Raw genomic sequence first — 20,483 nt, 5'->3', positions numbered from 1 at the left:
ACCCGCTTGATCCCCGCCGCATCCTTTTCGGGCAAACGCGTTTCGCTCTTCGGGCTCGGTGGCTCGGGGATCGCCACGGCGCGCGCGCTGATCGAGGGCGGCGCCGACGTGCTTGCCTGGGACGACAATCCCGATAGCGTCGCCAAGGCTGCTGACCAAGGCATTGCGACCGCCGATCTGCGCGGCGCCGACTGGTCGAAATTCTCGGCCTTCGTGCTCTCGCCCGGCGTGCCGCTGACGCATCCCAAGCCGCACTGGACGGTGGAGTTGGCGCGTGGCTCCGGCGTCGAGGTGATCGGCGATATCGAATTGTTCTGCCGCGAGCGGATTGCGCGCGCGCCTGATGCGCCGTTCATCGCTATCACCGGCACCAACGGCAAGTCGACGACCACGGCGCTGACCGCGCATATCCTCAAATCGGCAGGGCGCGACACGCAGATGGGCGGCAATATCGGCCGGGCCATCATGACGCTCGATCCACCGCAGGCTGACCGGGACTATGTCGTCGAGTGTTCGTCCTACCAGATCGATCTCGCGCCCTCGATCAACCCGACGGCCGGCATCCTGCTCAACCTGACGCCCGACCATCTCGACCGCCACGGCACTATGCAGCATTACGCTTCGATCAAGGAGCGGCTGGTTGCCGGCAGCGAGACGGCGATCGTCGGCGTTGACGATTCCTGGTGCGCGCAGATCGCTGACCGGCTGGAGAGGGCGGGCCGGGAGGTGATCCGCATCTCCAAGCGGCTGCCGCTGACCGACGGTTATTTCGCAGACGGTTCCGATCTGATGGAAGCCGTCCATGGCCGCTACAGCCGCGTCGCCTTCCTCGAAGGCATCGGTTCGTTGCGCGGCCAGCACAATGCGCAGAATGCGCTTGCCGCTGTTGCCGCCTGCCTCAGGGTCGGCTTGAGCCTGGGCGAGATCCAGGCGGGACTGGAGAGCTTTCCAGGCCTCGCGCATCGCATGGAGCAGGTCGGACGCAAGGACCACGTGCTGTTTGTCAACGATTCCAAGGCGACCAATGCCGATGCGGCGGCACCCGCGCTGTCGAGTTTTTCGCGCATTTACTGGATCGCCGGCGGACTGCCCAAGGAAGGCGGGATCGAGCCGCTGCGCGGTTTCTTCCCGCGCATCGCCAAGGCCTATCTGATCGGCGAGGCGGCGCCCGCATTCTCGGCGACGCTCGGCGAAGCCGTGCCCTATGAAATCTCGGGCACCCTGGCCGCCGCGGTCGACCATGCCGCGAAAGACTCGGCCAAGGATGACAACGGCGAGGTGGTGGTGCTGCTGTCGCCGGCCTGCGCCAGTTTCGACCAGTTCAAGAATTTCGAAGTTCGCGGCGAAGCCTTCAGGCAAGCTGCGAATGCTATCGAGGGTGTCAAACCCATCGGAGGGGCACGATAATGCAAAGCCGTCTCGACAAAAGCCCGGTTGCAACCTGGTGGTGGACGATCGATCGCTGGTTCCTGGCGGCGTTCCTGTCGCTGATGGGGCTTGGCATCGTCTTGTCCTTTGCGGCAAGCCCGGCGGTGGCCGAACGCATCGGCCTCGATAGTTTCCACTTTGCCACCAGGCAGATCATCTTCACCGTGCCGGCGCTCGGCGTGATGCTGGCGGTCTCCTTCCTGGAATCGCGGCAGATCCGGCGCATGGCGCTGATCATCCTGGGCATCATGCTGGTGCTGATGGTGGCCGTGCTCTACATCGGCGTCGAGGTGAAGGGCGCGCGGCGCTGGGTGTCGTTTGTCGGCATGTCGATCCAGCCGTCGGAATTTCTGAAACCCGCCTTCGTCATCGTCTGCGCCTGGCTGTTCGCCGAACACAAGCGCCAGCCCGACATCCCCGGCAATTTGTTTGCCATGCTGCTGCTGATCCTGGTCATCTCGCTTCTGGTGGCGCAGCCCGATCTCGGCCAGACCATGCTGGTGACCGGCACCTGGGGCGTCATGTTCTTCATGGCCGGCCTGCCATGGCTATGGATCATCGCGCTTGGCGCCACCGGCGCCGGCGGCCTGTTTGCCGCCTATACGGTGTTCCCGCACGTCGCCGCCCGCATCGACAAATTCCTAACCGGCGAAGGCGACACGTTCCAGGTCGACATGGGCCGCGAGGCGCTGATCAACGGCCACTGGTTCGGCGTCGGCCCGGGCGAGGGCACCGTCAAGCGCGTCATCCCCGACGCGCATGCCGACTTCGTCTTTTCGGTCGCCGGCGAAGAGTTCGGGCTGATCATGTGCTTCTTCATCATGTCGATCTTCGCCTTCATCGTGCTGCGCGGCCTCAGCACGGCGCTGAAGGAACATGATGATTTCACCCGCTACGCCGTCGGCGGTCTCGTCACCGTGTTCGGCCTGCAGTCGGTCATCAACATGTGCGTCAACCTGCAGCTGATGCCGGCCAAGGGCATGACGCTGCCTTTCATCTCCTATGGCGGCTCCTCGCAGATCGCCATTGCCATCTCGATGGGCATGGTGCTGGCGCTGACGCGCAAGCGACCGGAAAAGCGCAAGCAGATGGGCTTTGCCCTGTCGCAGCGCGCCCTGCCGGCGGAGTGATATGGCGCGGGGTGTCATCCTTCTCGCGGCGGGCGGAACAGGCGGACATTTGTTTCCGGCCGAGGCGCTGGCGCATGAGCTGATCGAGCGCGGCTGGGGCGTGCATCTGGCGACGGACGACCGCGCCGAGCGCTTTGCCGGCCATTTCCCGGCCGCCGCCATCCATCCGATCCAGTCGGCGACGATGGGCTCGAAAAACCCTGTCGCGCTGCTTGGCGCGTTCTGGAAGATCTGGCGCGGCGTGCGCCAGGCCTCCGACGTCATCGCCAGGATCAAGCCTGATGCGGTCGTCGGCTTTGGCGGTTATCCGACCTTGCCACCGCTCTATGCCGCGACGCGGCGCAAGCTGCCGACGCTGATCCATGAGCAGAACGCAGTGATGGGCCGCGCCAACCGGGCGCTGTCCGGGCGCGTCGATGCGATTGCCGGCGGCTTCCTGCCGCAAGATGAAAGTGCCACAGGCGCCAAGACGGTGACGACAGGCAATCCGGTCAGGCCGCCAATCCTGGAGGCGGCAAAGACGCCCTACACCGCATCCAAAGGGGCGGATCCGTTCAGGCTCCTGGTGTTCGGCGGCAGCCAGGGCGCGCAGTTCTTTTCCGACGCCATGCCGACGGCGATCGCACTTCTGCCGGAGGCGCAGCGCAAGCGGCTGGTGATCACCCAGCAGGCCCGCGCCGACGACGTGGCGCGGGTGAAGGTCGGCTATGCGGCACTCGGCGTCCATGTCGAGGTCTCGCCCTTCTTCACCGACATGGCACAGCGCATGGGCGCGGCGCATCTGGTGATCTCGCGCTCCGGCGCCTCGACGGTTTCGGAGATCGCCGTCATCGGCCGGCCGGCGCTGCTGGTGCCTTATCCCTATGCGCTGGATCACGATCAGGCGGCGAACGCAGCCGCCCTTGCCGCGGCGGGCGGCGGCGAGGTGCATCCGCAATCGTCACTGTCGCCGGAGCGCATCGCGGCTCTCATTGGCGGGCTGATGGACACTCCCGAGCGGCTGACGGCCATGGCTGCCGGAGCGAAGTCGGCTGGCCGGCCGAACGCGGCACGGTTGCTCGCTGATCTCACAGAGGCTATTGCGTCCAGAAAAACCGTTTCGGATTTCAGGAAAGGGACGCATTGATGAAGATGCCGCAGACCATCGGCCTTGTGCATTTCATCGGCATTGGCGGCATCGGCATGAGCGGCATCGCCGAGGTTCTGCACAATCTCGGCTACAAGGTGCAGGGTTCGGACCAGGCCGACAGCGCCAATGTGCAGCGGCTGCGCGACAAGGGCATCGAATGCTTTGTCGGCCACAAGGCCGAGAATATCGGCGCGGCCGAAGTGGTGGTCGTCTCCACCGCGATCAAGAAATCCAATCCCGAGCTGAAGGCCGCGCGGGAGAAGTTGCTCCCAATTGTCCGCCGGGCCGAGATGCTGGCCGAACTGATGCGCTTCCGCCAGGCGGTCGCGATCGGTGGCACGCATGGCAAGACCACAACCACGTCGATGGTGGCGACGCTGCTCGATGCCGGCGGGCTCGACCCGACGGTGATCAATGGCGGCATCATCAATGCCTATGGCACCAATGCCCGTATGGGCGATGGCGAGTGGATGGTGGTCGAAGCCGACGAAAGCGACGGCACCTTCCTCAAGCTGCCGGCCGAGATCGCCGTCGTCACCAACATCGATCCCGAGCATCTGGACCATTATGGCAGTTTCGACAAGGTGCGCGAGGCCTTCCGGCAATTCGTCGAGAACGTGCCGTTCTACGGTTTTGGCGTGATGTGCACCGACCATCCGGAAGTACAGGCGCTGGTCAGCCGCATCGAGGACCGCCGCGTCATCACCTATGGCGAGAACGCGCAGGCCGATGTGCGTTTCACCAACCACCGCATGGCCGGTGCCGTCTCGGCATTCGACGTGGTGATCCGCGACCGCAAGACCGGCGGCCAGACGACGATATCGGATCTGCGGCTGCCGATGCCCGGCCGCCACAACGTCTCCAACGCCACCGCCGCAATTGCGGTCGCGCATGAACTCGGCCTGTCGGCCGAAGCGATCAAGAAAGGGCTGTCGTCCTTTGCCGGCGTCAAGCGGCGCTTCACCCACACCGGCTCGTGGAACGGCGTCGACATCTTCGACGATTACGGCCACCACCCGGTCGAGATCACGGCGGTGTTGAAAGCGGCGCGCAGCGCCACCAAGGGCCGCGTCATCGCCATTGCGCAGCCGCACCGCTTCACCCGGCTGCACGATCTGTTCGACGAATTTTCGGTCTGTTTCAACGATGCCGACACGGTGATGGTGGCGCCGGTCTATGCGGCGGGCGAGGAGCCGATCGACGGCGTGACCTCGGAGGCGCTGGTGTCGCGCATCCGCTCCGGGGGCCATCGCGATGCGCGCTACGTCGAAACCCCTGCCGCGATTTCGCCCGTCATCCGCGCGTTGGCGAAACCGGGCGACTTCGTCATCTTCCTGGGCGCCGGCAACATCACCCAATGGGCCTATGCGCTGCCTGGGGAACTCGGCGGTACCGTCTCATGATGCGCGGCCAGGACCTGCTCGACAAACTTGGCGACCGGCTTGCCGGCCTGCGCGGCCGCATCACGCCCAATGCCGAGATGGACAAGATCACCTGGTTCCGCGCCGGCGGTCTGGCGGACGCCCTGTTCCAGCCGGCCGACGAGGAGGATCTGGCTGCCTTCCTGCGCGCCGTGCCGGAGGACATCCCGCTCACCATCGTCGGTGTCGGCTCCAACCTCCTGGTGCGCGACGGCGGCATTCCAGGTTTCGTCATCCGGCTTTCGGCCAAGGGCTTTGGCGAGGCCGAGGTGGTTTCGCCGACCGTCATCAAGGCCGGTGCTGCGACGCCCGACAAGCGCGTCGCGGCCGTCGCTTATGAGGCCGGCATTGGCGGCTTTCATTTCTATCACGGCATTCCCGGCGCCATCGGCGGGGCGCTGAGGATGAATGCCGGCGCCAATGGCGTCGAGACGCGGGAACGTGTCGTCGAGGTTCGGGCGCTCGACCGCAAGGGCAATCTCCACACCCTCAGCAATGAAGACATGGGCTATGCCTATCGTCACTCGGCCGCACCTGCCGGGCTGATCTTCACCTCCGCCGTTTTCGAAGGTGTTCTGGAAGACCAGGAGGCGATCAAGGCGGCCATGGACGCCGTCCAGACGCATCGCGAGACGGTGCAGCCGATCCGCGAGAAGACCGGCGGCTCGACCTTCAAGAATCCGGAAGGCACCTCGGCCTGGAAGGAAATCGACAAGGCCGGCTGCCGCGGGCTGATGATCGGCGGCGCGCAGATGTCGCCGATGCACTGCAACTTCATGATCAACACCGGAACAGCGACCGGATACGACCTCGAATATCTCGGCGAGACGGTGCGCGCCCGCGTGCTTGAAAATTCAGGCATCCGCCTGCAGTGGGAAATCAAGCGGCTCGGCAATTTCCGCCCCGGCCATGCCGTGCAGGAATTCCTCGGACAGCTTCTTTAGCGCAAGCTGAAGTTCATGTGATGCTTGAACTTCAAACGGTCTGAAACAACAGCGCCACCGTTGCTCCAAAGACTCACAACACGCTTTTTCCGGCCGTTTTCGCGGAAAGTGAATCTGTCGGAATCATAAGCACTTGCCAGCGAATCAACTCTCTGATTCTCTGCCTTAAAGCGTTTCCTGATTTGAGTCGTTCGACGCGTCGACCGCGTTTTCCGTCTGGGGGGCAACCTGCCGGGAGACTCGGACTCAATCTGGTCGCTGAATGCGTGGTTGCGGGCCCGCCGTGAGAGGGATGACGGGATATGAAGAACAAGCATGTGGCTGTCCTCCTGGGCGGATTCTCGTCCGAGCGGCCCGTGTCTCTGTCTTCGGGAAAGGCGTGTGCGGATGCGCTTGAGAATGAAGGCTACCAGGTTACCCGCGTCGATGTTGCGCGCGATGTCGGCGCAGTGCTCACCGAACTCAAGCCCGATGTCGTCTTCAACGCACTGCACGGCCCGTTCGGTGAAGACGGCACCATCCAGGGCATCCTCGAATATCTGGCCATTCCCTACACCCATTCGGGCGTGCTCGCCTCGGCGCTCGCCATGAACAAGGAGCAAGCCAAGAAGGTCGCCAAGGCTGCCGGCATCGCGGTGGCGGAATCGAAGGTTGCCAGCCGCTTTGCCATCCAGAACAAGCATCCGATGAAGCCGCCCTACGTGGTCAAGCCGGTCAATGAAGGCTCAAGCTTCGGCGTCGTCATCGTGCATGAAGGGCAGTCGCATCCGCCGCAGGTCATCGGCTCGTCCGAATGGAAATATGGCGAGACCGTCATGGTCGAGCGCTACATCCATGGGCGCGAGCTGACCTGCGCCGTCATGGGCGACGTGGCGCTCGGCGTCTGCGAGATCATTCCGACCGGCCATTCCTTCTACGACTATGATTCAAAATACGTCGCCGGCGGATCAAAACACGAAATCCCTGCTAAAATTTCATCAAATATTTACCAAAAAATACAGACACTGGCACTCAAGGCACATCTGGCTATCGGCTGCCGGGGCGTTTCCCGATCGGACTTCCGCTATGACGACCGTCACTCCGAAAACGGCGAGATTGTCTGGCTCGAGATCAACACTCAGCCGGGCATGACGCCGACGTCTTTGGTGCCTGAAATCGCCGCCCAGGCCGGGCACTCGTTTGGCGAATTGTTGAGTTGGATGGTGGAGGACGCTTCGTGTCTGCGTTGAAATGGGGACAGGACAAGGGCAGGGGCGGCGCCGGGCCGGCGCTGTTCGGCATGCCGTTGTCGTTCGACCATTTCGTGCTGCCGCGCGTGCTGCGCCGGCCGGTGCGCGTGCTGGCGCGCCTGGGCGGCGGCGACTTCGTCGCGCCGCGCTTTTCCGCGGCCATCCTGTCGGCTTCGCTCATTGCATCAAGCAGCCTCTATGGCGCCATTCTCGGCGGTCATGCCGACGACATCGTCCAGAGCATCACCGCCCGGACCGGCTTTGCCGTCGACCAGATCAAGGTGGTCGGCAACCGCCAGACTTCGGAGATCGACATACTGGACCGGCTCGAGCTCGACGGCTGGACGTCACTGATCGGCTTCGATGCCGAGGCCGCGCGTGAACGTATTGATACCTTGCCCTGGGTCGAAGTGGCGGCGGTGCGCAAGGTCTATCCACATACGCTGGAAGTGCGTGTCGAGGAGCGCGAGCCCTTCGCGCTCTGGCAGCAGGGCGCGGAGCTTTCGGTCATCGAACGCTCCGGCGCGGTGATCGCGCCGTTCTCCGGCGGCAAGCAGGCGCTGCTGCCGCTGATCATCGGCACCGGCGCACCGGCCAAGGCGCCCGACTTCGTGGCCAAGATCAAGAAATTTCCCGAGCTCGCGGCTCGGGTCAAAGGCTATATCCGCATCGGCGAACGGCGTTGGGACCTGAAGCTGGAAAACGGCATCACGATCAAGCTGCCCGAGGATGGCGAGGATCAGGCGATTGCCGACCTGGTTCGGATGGACCACGATAACGGGCTTCTGACGCGGGACATCGCCGCCGTCGACATGCGCATCTCCGATCGCCTGGTGGTGCAGCTGACGCCGGAAGCGGCGACGCAGCGCCAGGCCGCGCTCAATGAAAAGCCGCAAAATCTGAAGCGCAAGTCGGGGACGAAGATATGAGCTGGCTTGGCGGCAACAGCGATGCCTCTTCGCGGCGTTCCGGCACGCTCACCGTGCTGGATGTCGGCTCGAGCAAGGTTTGCTGCGTGGTGGCGAAACTGAAGCCGCGCGAGGACGGCAAGCTGTTGCGCGGCCGCTCGCACCGCATCCAGGTGATCGGCATCGGCCACCAGAAATCGCAAGGCGTGAAGTCGGGCGTGGTCGTCGATCTCGACCGCGCGGAGCACGCCATTCGCCTGTCCGTCGACGCCGCCGAACGCATGGCGGGACTGACCGTGGATTCGCTGATCGTCAACATGACGGCCGGCCGGCTGAAGAGCGAAACCTATTCGGCCACCATCAATCTCGGTGGCCATCAGGCCGACGAAGCCGACATCAAGCGCGTGCTTGCCGCCGGCGCCAAGCAGGCGCTCAAGGCCGAACGCGACGTGATCCATTCGCTGCCCGTCGGCTTTTCGCTGGACGCCGAGCGCGGCGTGCGCGATCCGCGCGGCATGGTCGGCGACCAACTCGGCGTCGATATGCATGTGCTGACGGGCGATGCCGCGCCGCTGCGCAATCTGGAGCTCTGCATCAACCGCTCGCATCTTTCGGTCGAGCGCATGGTGGCGACGCCCTATGCCAGCGGGCTTGCGGCCCTGGTCGACGACGAACTGGAAATGGGTGCGGCCTGCATCGACATGGGCGGCGGCACGACGACCATCTCGGTGTTTTCGGAAGGCAAATTCGTCCACGCCGATGCCATTGCCATCGGCGGCAATCATGTGACGCTCGATATGGCCAAGGGCCTGTCGACCTCGCTCGACGCCGCGGAGCGGCTGAAGGTGATGCATGGTTCGGCGCTGCCTGGCAGTGCCGACGATCGCGACCTGGTCTCGATCCAGCCGATCGGCGAAGACGGCGAGATGCCGCTGCAGATCCCGCGCTCGGTGATGACGCGCGTCATCCGCGCCCGCATCGACGAGACGCTGGAACTGTTGCGCGACCGGCTGAACAAGTCGGGCTACGGCAATGCCGTGGGAAAACGCGTCGTGCTGACCGGCGGCGCCAGCCAGCTTGCGGGTCTCCCCGAGGCGGCGCGCCGCATTCTGGGACGCAATGTGCGCATCGGACGCCCGCTCGGCGTGGCGGGCCTGCCGGAAGCTGCCAAGGGGCCGGCTTTCTCGACGGCGGTCGGGCTGCTGATCTATCCGCAGATGGCGAGGTTCGAGAGCCATCCGGCGAAAGGAATTTCCGGTCTCAGGATGACCGGGACGGGCGGAAAACTGCATCGCATGAGTCAGTGGTTGAGAGACAGTTTCTAATTGACGGGGACAGCCCCATAGGCGGCCGCGGCGGCGAAGCGGCGGGAAAGGCAAAGGACGGAGACAATGACGATCAATCTGCAAAAGCCGGACATCACCGAGCTCAAGCCGCGGATCACCGTATTCGGTGTCGGCGGCGGCGGCGGCAATGCCGTCAACAACATGATCACCGCGGGCTTGCGCGGTGTCGAGTTCGTCGTGGCCAACACCGATGCACAGGCGCTGACCATGTCGAAGGCCGAGCGGCTGATCCAGCTCGGCGCGCATGTCACCGAGGGGCTCGGCGCCGGCTCGCAGCCTGAAGTGGGCCGTGCGGCGGCGGAAGAGTGCATCGATGAGATCATCGATCATCTCTCCAACACCCATATGTGCTTCGTCACCGCCGGTATGGGTGGCGGCACCGGAACCGGTGCGGCTCCCGTGGTTGCCCGCGCGGCGCGCGAACGGGGTATCCTCACCGTCGGCGTCGTCACCAAGCCGTTCCATTTCGAAGGCCAGCGCCGCATGAAGACGGCGGATCTCGGCATCGAGGAGCTGCAGAAATGTGTCGATACCCTGATCGTCATCCCCAACCAGAACCTGTTCCGGCTGGCCAATGACAAGACCACCTTTGCCGACGCCTTCGCCATGGCCGACCAGGTGCTCTACTCCGGTGTTGCCTGCATCACCGACCTGATGGTCAAGGAAGGTCTGATCAATCTCGACTTCGCCGACGTGCGTTCGGTGATGCGCGAAATGGGCAAGGCGATGATGGGCACCGGCGAAGCTTCGGGCGAGGGCCGCGCGATGGCCGCCGCCGAGGCGGCGATCGCCAATCCGTTGCTCGACGAGACCTCGATGAGGGGCGCCAAGGGCCTGCTGATCTCGATCACCGGCGGCCGCGACCTAACCCTGTTCGAAGTCGACGAGGCCGCGACCCGCATCCGCGAGGAAGTCGATCAGGACGCCAACATCATCCTCGGCGCCACCTTCGACGAGGAACTCGAAGGCGTCATCCGCGTCTCGGTGGTCGCCACCGGCATCGACAAATCGGCAGCTGAAATTGCCGCGGCGCCGATCTCGATCCGGGCCGTGCCGCCGCAGCAGAAGCCGGTCAGCCGCCCAGCGGCTCCGGGGGCGGAAGGCCGTCCGGCACCGGTCCAGCAGCAGACCTATGAGCAGCGCGCGGCCGATCCGGTGGCCGAGGCGATCCAGCTTGCCGAGGCCAATGCGGCGGCAATGGCTCGTCCGGCGCCGATGGCCCAGGCGGAAGATTTCCGCCCGCAGAGCAAGATCTTCCAGGCCCCGCCTGCCCAGCCGCAGCCTGTCGTGCAGCAGGTGATGCAACCGGCGCCGATGCGGGAAATGCCGCAGCCGGTGGCTGCCGCACCGCAGCGCATGCCGCGGGTGGAGGATTTTCCGCCTGTGGTGCGGGCCGAGGTGGAAGCCAAGGGCCGTCCGGCCGACCATGAAAACAGCGGGCCGATGGGGCTGCTCAAGCGGCTGACCAACGGGCTGACGCGCCGCGAAGAAGAGCCGGCCCGGTTGCAGCCGGCACAGCCGCGCGAACCGAAACTGCGCCAGGCGGCGCCGGAAATGCGCCGCCTTGCCAGCCAGGATCCGCAGCTTTACGCGCCGCGCCGCGGCCAGCTCGACGATCAGGGCCGGTTGACGCCGCAGACCAGGTCGACCCAGGAAGACGACCAGCTGGAGATACCGGCTTTCCTGCGCCGCCAGGCCAACTGAGCCGTTAACGGTATGTAACACTTGTTAACAGGCAGACGAGAGATTGTCTGCCTGTTGACGTTTAAAGGGGTTTAATAACAAGGCGTTACGATGTGACGCTCAAGGTCTGTCGCGGTTACACAGAGTAAGAAACCGTGATTTGGAGTCTCCCTGACAGACCATTATCTTTGCCGCAGCACTTTCGGTGTGCTGGGATTCGGGGAAGTGGCCCTGCCTGCCGATAAAAAAAGAGCCGCGCCTTTTGGGTTAAAGCGGACTTAGGCGTTTGGGCTATGGGGTTTGTCTTGCAAGACTATCAGACGACACTGAAATCGCGTGCAACGCTGACCGGTACCGGCGTTCACAGCGGCAAACCGGTCACCGTCAATTTCCTCCCTGCGGACGCCGACACCGGCGTGCTCTTCCACCTTTCGAACGGAAGCGAGAGCCGCGAGTTCCGCGCGCTGGTTGCTGAAGTCGGCGCGACCGATCTCTGCACCATGCTCGGCGATCCGGCAGGCGAGCATATCGCCACCGTCGAACATCTGATGGCGACGCTTTTCGGGCTCGGCATCGACAACATCGTCATCGAGATCGACGGTCATGAGGTTCCGATCCTCGATGGCAGTGCGGTGGCGTTCGTGGAAGCCATCGACCAGGCCGGCATCGAGACGCTGGCGGTCAAGCGCCGCTACATCAGGGTGGTCAAGCCCGTCCGCATCGAGAATGGCGCGTCCTGGGCCGAGTTCAGGCCCTATAGCGGCACGCGCTTCGAGGTCGAGATCGATTTCGAAAGCCCGGCGATCGGCCGCCAGCTATTCGCCTCCGACATCAACCCCGACATCTTTCGCCAGGATATCGCGCGCGCCCGCACCTTCGGCTTCATGAAGGATGTCGAGCGGCTGTGGGCGGCCGGCTATGCGCTGGGCTCCTCGCTGGAGAACTCGCTGGTGATCGGCGACGACAACCGGGTGATCAACATGGGCGGCCTGCGCTACCCCAATGAGTTCGCTCGTCACAAGACGATGGACGCGATGGGCGATCTGGCGCTGGCCGGCGCCCGTTTCATCGGTTGCTTCCGCTCCTATCGCGGCGGTCACCGGATGAATGCGGCTGCTTTGCGGCGGCTTCTGTCCGACCGTTCGGCCTTCGAGGTCGTCGAGACCACGCGCCGCGAGCGCGGCCGCACCGCCGAGATGAGCGCCGTCACCGGCCCTGTCTTTGCGCCCTGGGTGATCTGATTCTTAACGATTTTCTGGCTTTCTGAACGCTGGCCGGTGTTGCACGAAAGCATCACCGGCCAGTGAAAGTGCGTAGCATTCGGGGCAACACCAAGCCGCCACAAAAATGTGCGATTGGCTAGACATAGCGTTGCTGGGCAAGGCAGTTATGGTTTATGGCTGCTGCCGTCTGTTAGGCGCATGTCGCTCAAAAGTGGGGATCAGTTTTGAGGGAACGCCATGCGAAAGGCATTGAACTAACGCCGAAAGGGCGCAATCCAATCATGTTCTTCAAGCGAGTTGGTCAATCGAAAGCGCCGTATCGGGCTGTTTTCCTGGCGCTTTCGGTGGTTGTGCCATCGCTCTTCCTCTCGGCCTGCATGTCGTCCGAGAAAGACGTCGACCTGTCGACCTATGTCGACCAGACCGAACCGGCCGACGTCCTTTACAATCAAGGCCTTGCCAATCTCAATGCCGGCCGCCTGGATGAGGCGAGCAAGAAGTTCGACGCCGTCGACCGCCAGCACCCCTATTCGGAATTCGCCCGCAAATCGATGGTGATGGGCGCCTTCGCCGACTATCGCGCCGGCCGTTATGACGAAGCGATCGGCTCGGCCAAGCGCTATCTCACGCTTTATCCGTCGACCGACGACGCGGCTTACGCCCAGTATATTATCGGGCTGAGCTACTACAAGCAGATCAAGGACGTCACCCAGGATCAGAAGGAAGCACGCCAGACCGTGCAGACGATGCAGGATCTGGTGACGCGCTGGCCGACGTCGGAATATGTCGACGACGCCAAGGAAAAGATCCGTTTCGCCAACGACCAGCTGGCCGGCAAAGAGATGCAGATCGGCCGCTATTATCTCGAGCGGCGCGAATACATTGCTGCCGTCAAGCGCTTCCGCAACGTGGTCGAGAACTATTCCAACACCCGCCATGTCGAAGAGGCGCTGGCGCGTCTGGCCGAAAGCTATTACGCCATGGGCTTGACCTCGGAAGCGCAAACCGCCGCTGCGGTGCTCGGCACCAATTATCCCGACAGCCAATGGTACAAGGATACCTACAAGCTGTTGCAGAGCAACGGGCTTGAGCCGCGCGAGAATGCCGGATCGTGGATATCCAAGGCCGGCAAGCTGATCACCGGCGCCTGACTCCCGAGCATCGACTGAGGCGGAACGCGCTTTTCGGATTGATCCGACGCTCAAACAAAAAGATAGCGCGGCGCTGCGACTCCATCGGTCGGATGCCGCTTCACAGCGGTTCAGCGGTTTGATTGAGGCGCTGAACCGTCCTAACTTTTTGTTCTACGCAATTCCGGACGGAAAACCGCTACGCACTTTTCCTGGAATTGCTTGAGGTCCGGGTTCTGATGCTTTCCAGACTGTCGATCCGCGATATCGTCCTGATCGAGAAGCTGGATATCGACTTCCAGCCCGGCCTTTCCGTGCTGACCGGTGAAACCGGCGCCGGCAAATCCATCCTGCTCGACGCGCTGTCGCTGGCGCTTGGCGCGCGCGGCGACGCCTCGCTGGTGCGCCACGGCGCGGCACAGGGCCAGGTCATTGCCGTCTTCGATGTGCCGCGCAACCACCCGGTGCGCGCGCTGCTGGCCGAAAACGCCATCGAGGATGACGGCGACATCATCCTGCGCCGGCTGCAGACCGCGGATGGCCGCACCCGTGTCTTCGTCAACGACCAGCCGTCCAGCGTCACCCTGATGCGCGACATCGGCCACGCGCTGGTCGAGATCCACGGCCAGCATGACGAGCGCGCTCTGGTCGATCCCGGCGCGCATCGCGAATTGCTGGACAGTTTTGGCGGCCATCTGGGCGCTGCCCGCGCGACCGGCGAGGCGTGGCGCTATTGGCGCGGCGCCGAGCAGGAGTTCGTCAGGCACCGCGCCAAGGTCGAGGCGGCGGCGCGCGAGGCCGATTATCTCAGGGCCTCGGTGGCGGAACTGGCAAAGCTCGATCCGCAGCCCGGCGAAGAGACGCAACTGGCCGAATTGCGCGCCACGATGATGCGGGCCGAAAAGATCGCCTCGGAAATACACGATGCGCAGGATGTGCTGTCAGGCCCGTCCTCGCCACTGCCGCAACTGGCCAGTTTGCTCAGGCGCCTGCAGCGCAAGGCCAGCGAAGCGCCGGGCCTGCTCGAGGATGTGGTGAAGTCGCTGGATGAGGCGATGCTGTCGCTGGATGCCGCGCAATCGGGCGTCGAGGCGGCATTGCGCGCCACCGAATACGACCCGCAGCGGCTGGAGAAGGCGGAGGAGCGGCTGTTTTCGCTGCGTGCGGCGTCACGCAAGCACAGTGTGGCCGTCGACGATCTGGCGCAACTGCGCGACACCATGTCCGCCGATCTCGCCGATCTCGATGCCGGCGAGGGGCGCCTGCATCTCTTGGAAAAGCAGGCCTCAGCGGCGCGCGAAGCCTACGATATTTCCGCAGCCCAGCTCTCCGCGCTTCGCCACGCCGCGGCGGTCGGTCTGACCAAGGCTGTGATGGCCGAACTGCCGGCGCTGAAGCTCGAACGGGCCGAGTTCATCGTTGAACTGGCCAGCGATGGCGAGAACCGCATGGAAGAAGGCATCGACCAGGTCGAGTTCTGGGTGCGCACCAATCCCGGCACCAGGCCTGGGCCGATGATGAAGGTCGCCTCCGGCGGCGAGCTGTCGCGCTTCCTGCTGGCGCTCAAGGTGGCGCTGGCCGACCGTGGCTCGGCGCCGACATTGGTCTTCGACGAGATCGACACCGGCGTCGGCGGCGCCGTGGCCGATGCGATCGGCCAAAGGCTGGCCAGGCTGTCGAAGCGCGTGCAGGTGCTGTCGGTCACGCATGCTCCGCAAGTGGCGGCACGTGCTGCGACGCATTTCCTGATCTCCAAATCCGGCGGCTCGGACAAGGTCGCCACCGGCATCGCCGAAATGGACCGGGCGGCGCGCCAGGAAGAGATCGCGCGCATGTTGGCCGGCGCTACCATCACCGACGAGGCGCGCGCAGCCGCGGAACGGCTGCTGCGCGAGAATATTGCTGCAGCGTAGTCGTCGCAAGGCTTTCGGGCTGAGTCAGGATATGGCTCCATCCCGCTGTTCAGGAATGCTTTTTCCGAAATCCTGATTTATGGTGTCGCGCCACTGTCCAGGGACCGCTGCATGTCTGAAAAACCAGTCGAATCGTTGAGCGAAAGCGAAGCCGCGGATGAGCTCCAGCGGCTGGCCGAGGAGATCGCCGGTCATGACAGGCGCTATCATGCCGAGGACGCGCCGACGATTACGGACGCGGAATATGACGCGCTGCGGCGGCGCAATCTTGCCATCGAGGAGCGCTTTCCCGGTCTGGTGCGCGAGGATTCGCCCTCGCTGCGGGTCGGCGCCGCGCCGGCGGAAGGCTTTGCCAAGGTGCGCCATGCGGTGCCGATGCTCAGCCTCGCCAAGGCCTATACAGACGAGGACGTCACCGATTTCATCGAGCGTGGCCGGCGCTTCTTCGACCGCGACAAGGATCTCGACATCGCGTTTACGGCCGAGCCGAAGATCGACGGGCTGTCGGCGTCGCTGCGCTATGAACGCGGTGTGTTCGTGCAGGGTGCTACGCGCGGCGACGGCGCTGTCGGCGAGGACATCACCGCCAATCTCAGGACCATCGCCGACATCCCCGCCAAGCTGAAAGGATCGGGCTGGCCCGAGACCATCGAGATCCGCGGCGAAGTCTACATGACCTATGCGGAATTCGAGGCACTGAAGGCCCGCTCGGCGGCGGTGGGGGGCCAGGACTATGTCAATCCGCGCAACACGGCAGCGGGCTCACTGCGACAGAAGGATGCGTCCGTCACCGCCAGCCGCAATCTTAAATTTTTTGCCTATGCCTGGGGCTACACGACAGCGGATCCGGCGCCGACCCAATATGATTCGGTGCAGAAATTCGCCGAATGGGGGTTCAAGGTCAGCCCATTGATGGTGCGGGCGAAGTCGGTCGAGGAGCTGATCGCGCACTACCACAAGATCGAGGAGCTGCGTTCGTCGCTCGGCTACGACATCGACGGTGTCGTCTACAAGGTCGACCAGCTGGAATTGCAGCGTCGCTGGGGCTTTGTCACCGGCGAGCCGCGCTGGGCCGTTGCGCACAAGTTCCCGGCCGAACAGGCGATGACGACGGTGCAGAAGATCGATATCCAGGTCGGTCGTACCGGTACGCTGGCGCCGGTGGCGCGGCTGGCGCCCGTCACGGTCGGCGGCGTGGTGGTCGAAAACGTCACGCTGCACAATGAGGACTACATCAAGGGCTTCGACAGCAACGGCCTGCCGATTCGCGACGGCATCGATGTCCGCATCGGTGACACGGTTGTCATACAACGGGCGGGCGATGTCATTCCGCAGATCGTCAGCGTCGTCGTCGACAAGCGGCCGGCTGATGCGGTGCCTTATGAATTCCCGCACATTTGTCCGGTCTGCGGCTCGCCGGCGACGCGCGAAATCAACGAGAAGACCGGCAAGGAGGATTCGCGCCGGCGCTGCACCGGCGAGCTGATCTGCGCCGCGCAGGCTGTGGAGCGGCTGCGTCATTTCGCGTCGCGCGGCGCGCTCGACATCGAGGGGCTGGGCGCCGAGAATATCGACCTGTTCTTCAATTCGGGACTGGTCAAGACCGCCGCCGATATCTTCACCCTCAGGGATCGCCGCCCGGCCGTCACCAGGGCGCTGGCCGAGCGGCGCGAGGAGCAGGCGCGGCTGCGCGAGGCGGCATCGGGCAAGGCGCGCAAGAATGTGCGCGGTGTCGAGGACCGCAATTATGAAGGTCTCGACAAGCTGTTCGCGGCCATCGATTCGCGCCGCCAGCCGGAGCTCGACCGCTTCATCTTCGCACTCGGCATCCGCCATATCGGCGAAACGACGGCGGCCGTGCTTGCGCGGACGTTTTCGACCATCGAGGAGCTGATCCGCGTCGGCAAGGAAACGGCGGCGGCTGAGGATCCGCACAGCGTCTTCCCCTCCATCAACGGCATTGGCGATACAGTGATCGATGCGTTGCGCGATTTCTTCGGCAATGAACGCAATGACGACGTGCTCGACAGACTGCTCGAACAGGTCAAGCCGAAGCCGTATGTCGTCACCGTGTCGACCGACAGCGAGGTTGCCGGCAAGACCATCGTCTTCACCGGCACGCTGGAAAAGATGACACGCTCCGAAGCCAAGGCGATGGCCGAACGGCTCGGCGCCAAGGTGGCGGGTTCGGTGTCGGCGAAGACCGATCTGCTGGTGGCCGGGCCGGGTGCCGGCTCCAAACTGAAGCAGGCCAGTGAACTCGGCGTCGAAGTCATCGACGAGGACACCTGGCTGCAACGGGTCGGCAAGGCGTGATGGCCGGTTCGTTCAAAGGGTTCGGGCAAAAAGCCATCCCGTTCCTCAAGGCGCTCGACTTCCACCAGAGCCGCGAATCGTTCCAGGAAAACCGCGCGCCTTTACGACAGCGAGTTGCATGAGCCGTTCTGCGATCTGGTCGAGACGCTGACGGAGCGCTTCGCGGCGGCGGGTCTGGGCTTGCGCGGAGACCGCAAGAAGTCACTGTTTCGCATCAACCGCGACGTGCGCTTCGCCAAGGACAAGCGGCCCTACAACCAGCATTTGTCGGCCATGCTGTCGCCGGATGGCACCAAGATGGAGCAGGGCGTGTTCTTCGTCTATGTCGGGATCGACCGCTGCTTTGCCGACGTTGCCTGGTGGAACCCGGAGCCGCCCCTGCTGCTGGCGATGCGCAAGGCGATTATCGCCCGGCCAGCCGAGTTCCGAAAACTGCTTTCAACGCTGAAGAAAAACGGCTTCGAACTCGAAACCGAGGGTCGGTTGAAGCGCACGCCGCGCGGATTCGAGCAGGTCAACGAACCCGATCTTGTCGACGCCATCCGCAACCGGCACTTCTATGTCCAGCACATGATCGATCCGGCCGGCATCCACGCGCCAGCGCTGGTCGACGAGCTTGTCGATTTCACATTGCGCGCCAAGCCGTTGCTCGACTGGGGCAGGGCGATCCAGGGCACGGCACCGCGGAGCTAAATCAGCCCGGCGCACTGCACGGCTACATCCGCATCAAAAGACCGCCGTCGACTGCCAGTTCGATGCCGGTGATGTAGCTTGCCGCATCGGAAAGCAGGAATAGCGCGGCATTGGCCATGTCCTGCGGCGTGCCGATGCGGCCGAGCGGCGCATAATTGGCAACGGCCGCGCGTTTCTCCTCGGTGTCCCAGCGCGCCTGCAGCGGCGTCAACGCCATTCCCGGGCAGATCGAATTGGAGCGGATGCCATCGCCCGCCAACTGCATGGCGAGCGACTTCGACAGCGCACAGACGCCGGCCTTCGATGCCTGGTAGGCATCCTGCGGGGTCGGATCGCCGCGATACCACTGGATGGTGGAGAAGTGCACCATGGCGCCGCCGCGTCCGCCGGCCCGCATATGCGGAACCACCGCCCGCGCGGTGTGGACGAAGGATTTCAGATTGATGTTGAAGACCTGATCCCAGACATCGAGGTCCATCTCGAGGGCCGATTTGTCGCGACCGAACCAGAGCACGCCTGCGACATTGGCGAGATAATCGATGCCGCCGCGCTCGCGGCCCGCGGCATTGATGGTCTGCTCGACGAAGGCGGCGTCGGTGAGGTCGCCCTGGGCAAAGGTGAGCCGGTCGTCATAGGCGGCAAGCGACGCCGGACGCGGCTTGACGTCGATGGCGGTGACCGAGGCGCCGGCATCGAGCAGCGCCAGCGAGATCGCCTCGCCCATACCGCCACCGGCGCCGGTGACGACCGCGTGCCTGCCGGTGAAGTCATAAGCGATCATCCGAACCCCCTCATTTGTTTTTACAACATCAGTTTCGCTGATTTGTTGGCTCAAGCGAATTCGTCTGACTTTTCAAACGCCGGCTCCTACATAGCAGCGCGAGATGGGAATGTGACATGTCGGCAGAGACCTTAAGCGAAAATTCCGTGGCCAGCGACTTCTGGGACGGCGTGCGGCTGTCGATGCCGGTGGTTGTCGCCGCGGCGCCATTTGGGCTGCTGTTCGGCGCCATCGCCGTCGACAACGGCTTTTCCGTTCTCGAAGCTTTCTTGATGAGCGCGCTGATCTTCGGCGGCGCCAGCCAGATGGTCGGCATCGAATTGTTCGGCCAGCATGTCGCGCCATGGCTGATCGTGCTGTCGATCTTCGCCGTAAACTTCCGTCACGTGCTTTACTCCGCCAGCATCGGCCGGCGAATCGCGCACTGGCCGGTTATCAGCCAAGCGCTGGGCTATTTCGTGCTCACCGATCCGCAATTCGCGGTGGCCGAGCGTAAGGCCGAAGCCGGCGAGACCGTTGGCTTTGCCTGGTACATGGGGCTTGGCCTGCCGGTCTATGTGTTCTGGGGGATCGAGAGCGCGCTGGGCGCGGTGTTCGGCAAGCTGATCCCGGACACGCATGCGCTCGGCATCGACTTCCTGCTGCCGATCTATTTCCTCGGGCTGGTCATGGGCTTTCGCAACCGGCCACTGTGGCTGCCGGTGGTGATCGCCAGCGCCGCGGCGTCGATCATTGCCTACAAAACTGTGGGATCGCCATGGCACGTCTCCATCGGCGCCATTGCAGGCGTGCTTCTGGCCGTCATCCTGCCGCCGCACCATAGCGGTGTGGAGGCAAAACGATGAGCGCGACCTTGTGGATCATCATTGCCGGCGCGATCGCCACCTATCTCACCCGCGTCGGCGGCCATCTGGTGATCTCGCGCTTCGACCACATCCATCCACGCGTCGAGGCGGGTTTGAATGCCGTGCCGGCCGCAGTGTTGACGACGCTGGTGGCGCCCGCCGCACTTAGCGCCGGACCGGCGGAATGGGCGGCGCTGGTCGTCGCCGCTGTGGTCTCGCTGCGCGGCGGCCTGATGGCGATGTTTCTGGCCGGGGCGGTGGTGCTGGTCCTCGCGCGGCAGTTTGTGGCATAGGGCGCCTGCGCGCGGAACAGTTTCGAACTGTCGGCGCCGCCGCTCATTGCCCTGGCGGGCGTTCGTCACTC

General features: G+C 64.0%; 16 protein-coding genes and 1 pseudogene. 16 read left to right on the top strand and 1 reads right to left on the bottom strand.

All coding sequences use genetic code 11. From position 1 onward, the window contains the following. The first annotated feature begins 6 nt into the window (after nt 1-6). The 14 genes and pseudogenes from murD to NKI46_RS29165 all read left to right on the top strand — a co-directional run bounded on the left by murD (nt 7) and on the right by NKI46_RS29165 (nt 18,493). A complete protein-coding gene (gene murD / locus NKI46_RS29230) occupies nt 7-1,407 on the top strand; it encodes a UDP-N-acetylmuramoyl-L-alanine--D-glutamate ligase (RefSeq protein ID WP_023712435.1) in 1,401 nt (466 codons plus the stop codon). Then, entirely contained in the window at nt 1,407-2,558 is a 1,152-nt protein-coding gene (ftsW, locus tag NKI46_RS29225; RefSeq protein WP_023668275.1) for a putative lipid II flippase FtsW, read from the top strand. Before murD ends, ftsW begins: the two co-directional genes overlap by 1 nt. Before the next feature lies 1 nt (nt 2,559). Continuing rightward, nucleotides 2,560-3,684, top strand: coding sequence for an undecaprenyldiphospho-muramoylpentapeptide beta-N-acetylglucosaminyltransferase (gene murG, locus NKI46_RS29220; RefSeq protein ID WP_352749282.1), 1,125 nt, complete (start codon nt 2,560-2,562; stop codon nt 3,682-3,684). Further along, entirely contained in the window at nt 3,684-5,090 is a 1,407-nt protein-coding gene (gene murC / locus NKI46_RS29215) for a UDP-N-acetylmuramate--L-alanine ligase (RefSeq protein ID WP_023668277.1), read from the top strand. The genes murG and murC overlap by 1 nt, the downstream gene beginning before the upstream one ends. After that, the gene (gene murB / locus NKI46_RS29210; RefSeq protein WP_027050618.1) at nt 5,087-6,052 is read left to right on the top strand and encodes a UDP-N-acetylmuramate dehydrogenase; all 966 of its coding nucleotides are present in this window, start codon (nt 5,087-5,089) and stop codon (nt 6,050-6,052) included. The genes murC and murB overlap by 4 nt, the downstream gene beginning before the upstream one ends. A 302-nt stretch (nt 6,053-6,354) precedes the next feature. Then, nucleotides 6,355-7,281, top strand: coding sequence for a D-alanine--D-alanine ligase (locus NKI46_RS29205; RefSeq protein ID WP_023668279.1), 927 nt, complete (start codon nt 6,355-6,357; stop codon nt 7,279-7,281). Next, on the top strand, nt 7,269-8,210 hold the full coding sequence (locus NKI46_RS29200; RefSeq protein WP_023725356.1) for a cell division protein FtsQ/DivIB: 942 nt from the start codon (nt 7,269-7,271) through the stop codon (nt 8,208-8,210). The genes NKI46_RS29205 and NKI46_RS29200 overlap by 13 nt, the downstream gene beginning before the upstream one ends. Next, complete coding sequence (ftsA, locus tag NKI46_RS29195; protein ID WP_352562482.1) at nt 8,207-9,514, top strand: cell division protein FtsA; 1,308 nt, start codon at nt 8,207-8,209, stop codon at nt 9,512-9,514. Before NKI46_RS29200 ends, ftsA begins: the two co-directional genes overlap by 4 nt. Before the next feature lie 66 nt (nt 9,515-9,580). Then, nucleotides 9,581-11,239 (top strand): cell division protein FtsZ, encoded by a 1,659-nt coding sequence (gene ftsZ / locus NKI46_RS29190; RefSeq protein ID WP_023705548.1) that lies wholly within the window; start codon nt 9,581-9,583, stop codon nt 11,237-11,239. Nucleotides 11,240-11,511: 272 nt separating this feature from the next. Next, on the top strand, nt 11,512-12,459 hold the full coding sequence (lpxC, locus tag NKI46_RS29185; RefSeq protein ID WP_023668283.1) for a UDP-3-O-acyl-N-acetylglucosamine deacetylase: 948 nt from the start codon (nt 11,512-11,514) through the stop codon (nt 12,457-12,459). A 263-nt stretch (nt 12,460-12,722) separates the two neighbouring features. Then, on the top strand, nt 12,723-13,592 hold the full coding sequence (locus NKI46_RS29180; protein ID WP_023668284.1) for an outer membrane protein assembly factor BamD: 870 nt from the start codon (nt 12,723-12,725) through the stop codon (nt 13,590-13,592). A 218-nt stretch (nt 13,593-13,810) separates the two neighbouring features. Next, nucleotides 13,811-15,484, top strand: a complete 1,674-nt coding sequence (recN, locus tag NKI46_RS29175; protein ID WP_352460237.1) for a DNA repair protein RecN — start codon at nt 13,811-13,813, stop codon at nt 15,482-15,484. Nucleotides 15,485-15,595: 111 nt separating this feature from the next. Further along, on the top strand, nt 15,596-17,800 hold the full coding sequence (gene ligA / locus NKI46_RS29170; protein WP_352460238.1) for an NAD-dependent DNA ligase LigA: 2,205 nt from the start codon (nt 15,596-15,598) through the stop codon (nt 17,798-17,800). Then, a pseudogene (locus NKI46_RS29165) lies at nt 17,800-18,493 on the top strand (DUF2461 domain-containing protein). The gene ligA and the pseudogene NKI46_RS29165 overlap by 1 nt, the downstream one beginning before the upstream one ends. A gap of 22 nt (nt 18,494-18,515) precedes the next feature. Here the strand turns inward: NKI46_RS29165 and NKI46_RS29160 are convergent. Then, the gene (locus tag NKI46_RS29160) at nt 18,516-19,274 is read right to left on the bottom strand and encodes an SDR family NAD(P)-dependent oxidoreductase (protein WP_023682129.1); all 759 of its coding nucleotides are present in this window, start codon (nt 19,272-19,274) and stop codon (nt 18,516-18,518) included. Nucleotides 19,275-19,390: 116 nt separating this feature from the next. On the opposite strand from NKI46_RS29160, the gene NKI46_RS29155 reads away from it, so the two are divergent. Further along, complete coding sequence (locus tag NKI46_RS29155; RefSeq protein WP_352460239.1) at nt 19,391-20,119, top strand: AzlC family ABC transporter permease; 729 nt, start codon at nt 19,391-19,393, stop codon at nt 20,117-20,119. Continuing rightward, a complete protein-coding gene (locus NKI46_RS29150; protein ID WP_023741691.1) occupies nt 20,116-20,412 on the top strand; it encodes an AzlD family protein in 297 nt (98 codons plus the stop codon). The genes NKI46_RS29155 and NKI46_RS29150 overlap by 4 nt, the downstream gene beginning before the upstream one ends. Nucleotides 20,413-20,483 lie beyond the last annotated feature (71 nt).

The sequence above is a fragment of the Mesorhizobium sp. M0615 genome, from assembly GCF_040320805.1.
In the GTDB taxonomy this organism is placed as follows: domain Bacteria; phylum Pseudomonadota; class Alphaproteobacteria; order Rhizobiales; family Rhizobiaceae; genus Mesorhizobium.
The sequence above is the reverse complement of the archived record's forward strand: the minus strand, read 5'-3'. Positions and strand labels throughout refer to the sequence as shown.

What these genes read in the sequence shown, in the direction of transcription:
- ftsW (WP_023668275.1), top strand. Translation starts at nt 1,407, where the DNA reads ATGCAAAGCCGTCTCGACAAAAGCCCGGTTGCAACCTGGTGGTGGACG.
- murG (WP_352749282.1), top strand. Translation starts at nt 2,560, where the DNA reads ATGGCGCGGGGTGTCATCCTTCTCGCGGCGGGCGGAACAGGCGGACAT.
- murC (WP_023668277.1), top strand. Translation starts at nt 3,684, where the DNA reads ATGAAGATGCCGCAGACCATCGGCCTTGTGCATTTCATCGGCATTGGC.
- murB (WP_027050618.1), top strand. Translation starts at nt 5,087, where the DNA reads ATGATGCGCGGCCAGGACCTGCTCGACAAACTTGGCGACCGGCTTGCC.
- NKI46_RS29205 (WP_023668279.1), top strand. Translation starts at nt 6,355, where the DNA reads ATGAAGAACAAGCATGTGGCTGTCCTCCTGGGCGGATTCTCGTCCGAG.
- ftsA (WP_352562482.1), top strand. Translation starts at nt 8,207, where the DNA reads ATGAGCTGGCTTGGCGGCAACAGCGATGCCTCTTCGCGGCGTTCCGGC.
- ftsZ (WP_023705548.1), top strand. Translation starts at nt 9,581, where the DNA reads ATGACGATCAATCTGCAAAAGCCGGACATCACCGAGCTCAAGCCGCGG.
- lpxC (WP_023668283.1), top strand. Translation starts at nt 11,512, where the DNA reads ATGGGGTTTGTCTTGCAAGACTATCAGACGACACTGAAATCGCGTGCA.
- NKI46_RS29180 (WP_023668284.1), top strand. Translation starts at nt 12,723, where the DNA reads ATGTTCTTCAAGCGAGTTGGTCAATCGAAAGCGCCGTATCGGGCTGTT.
- recN (WP_352460237.1), top strand. Translation starts at nt 13,811, where the DNA reads ATGCTTTCCAGACTGTCGATCCGCGATATCGTCCTGATCGAGAAGCTG.
- ligA (WP_352460238.1), top strand. Translation starts at nt 15,596, where the DNA reads ATGTCTGAAAAACCAGTCGAATCGTTGAGCGAAAGCGAAGCCGCGGAT.
- NKI46_RS29160 (WP_023682129.1), bottom strand. Translation starts at nt 19,274, where the DNA reads ATGATCGCTTATGACTTCACCGGCAGGCACGCGGTCGTCACCGGCGCC.
- NKI46_RS29155 (WP_352460239.1), top strand. Translation starts at nt 19,391, where the DNA reads ATGTCGGCAGAGACCTTAAGCGAAAATTCCGTGGCCAGCGACTTCTGG.
- NKI46_RS29150 (WP_023741691.1), top strand. Translation starts at nt 20,116, where the DNA reads ATGAGCGCGACCTTGTGGATCATCATTGCCGGCGCGATCGCCACCTAT.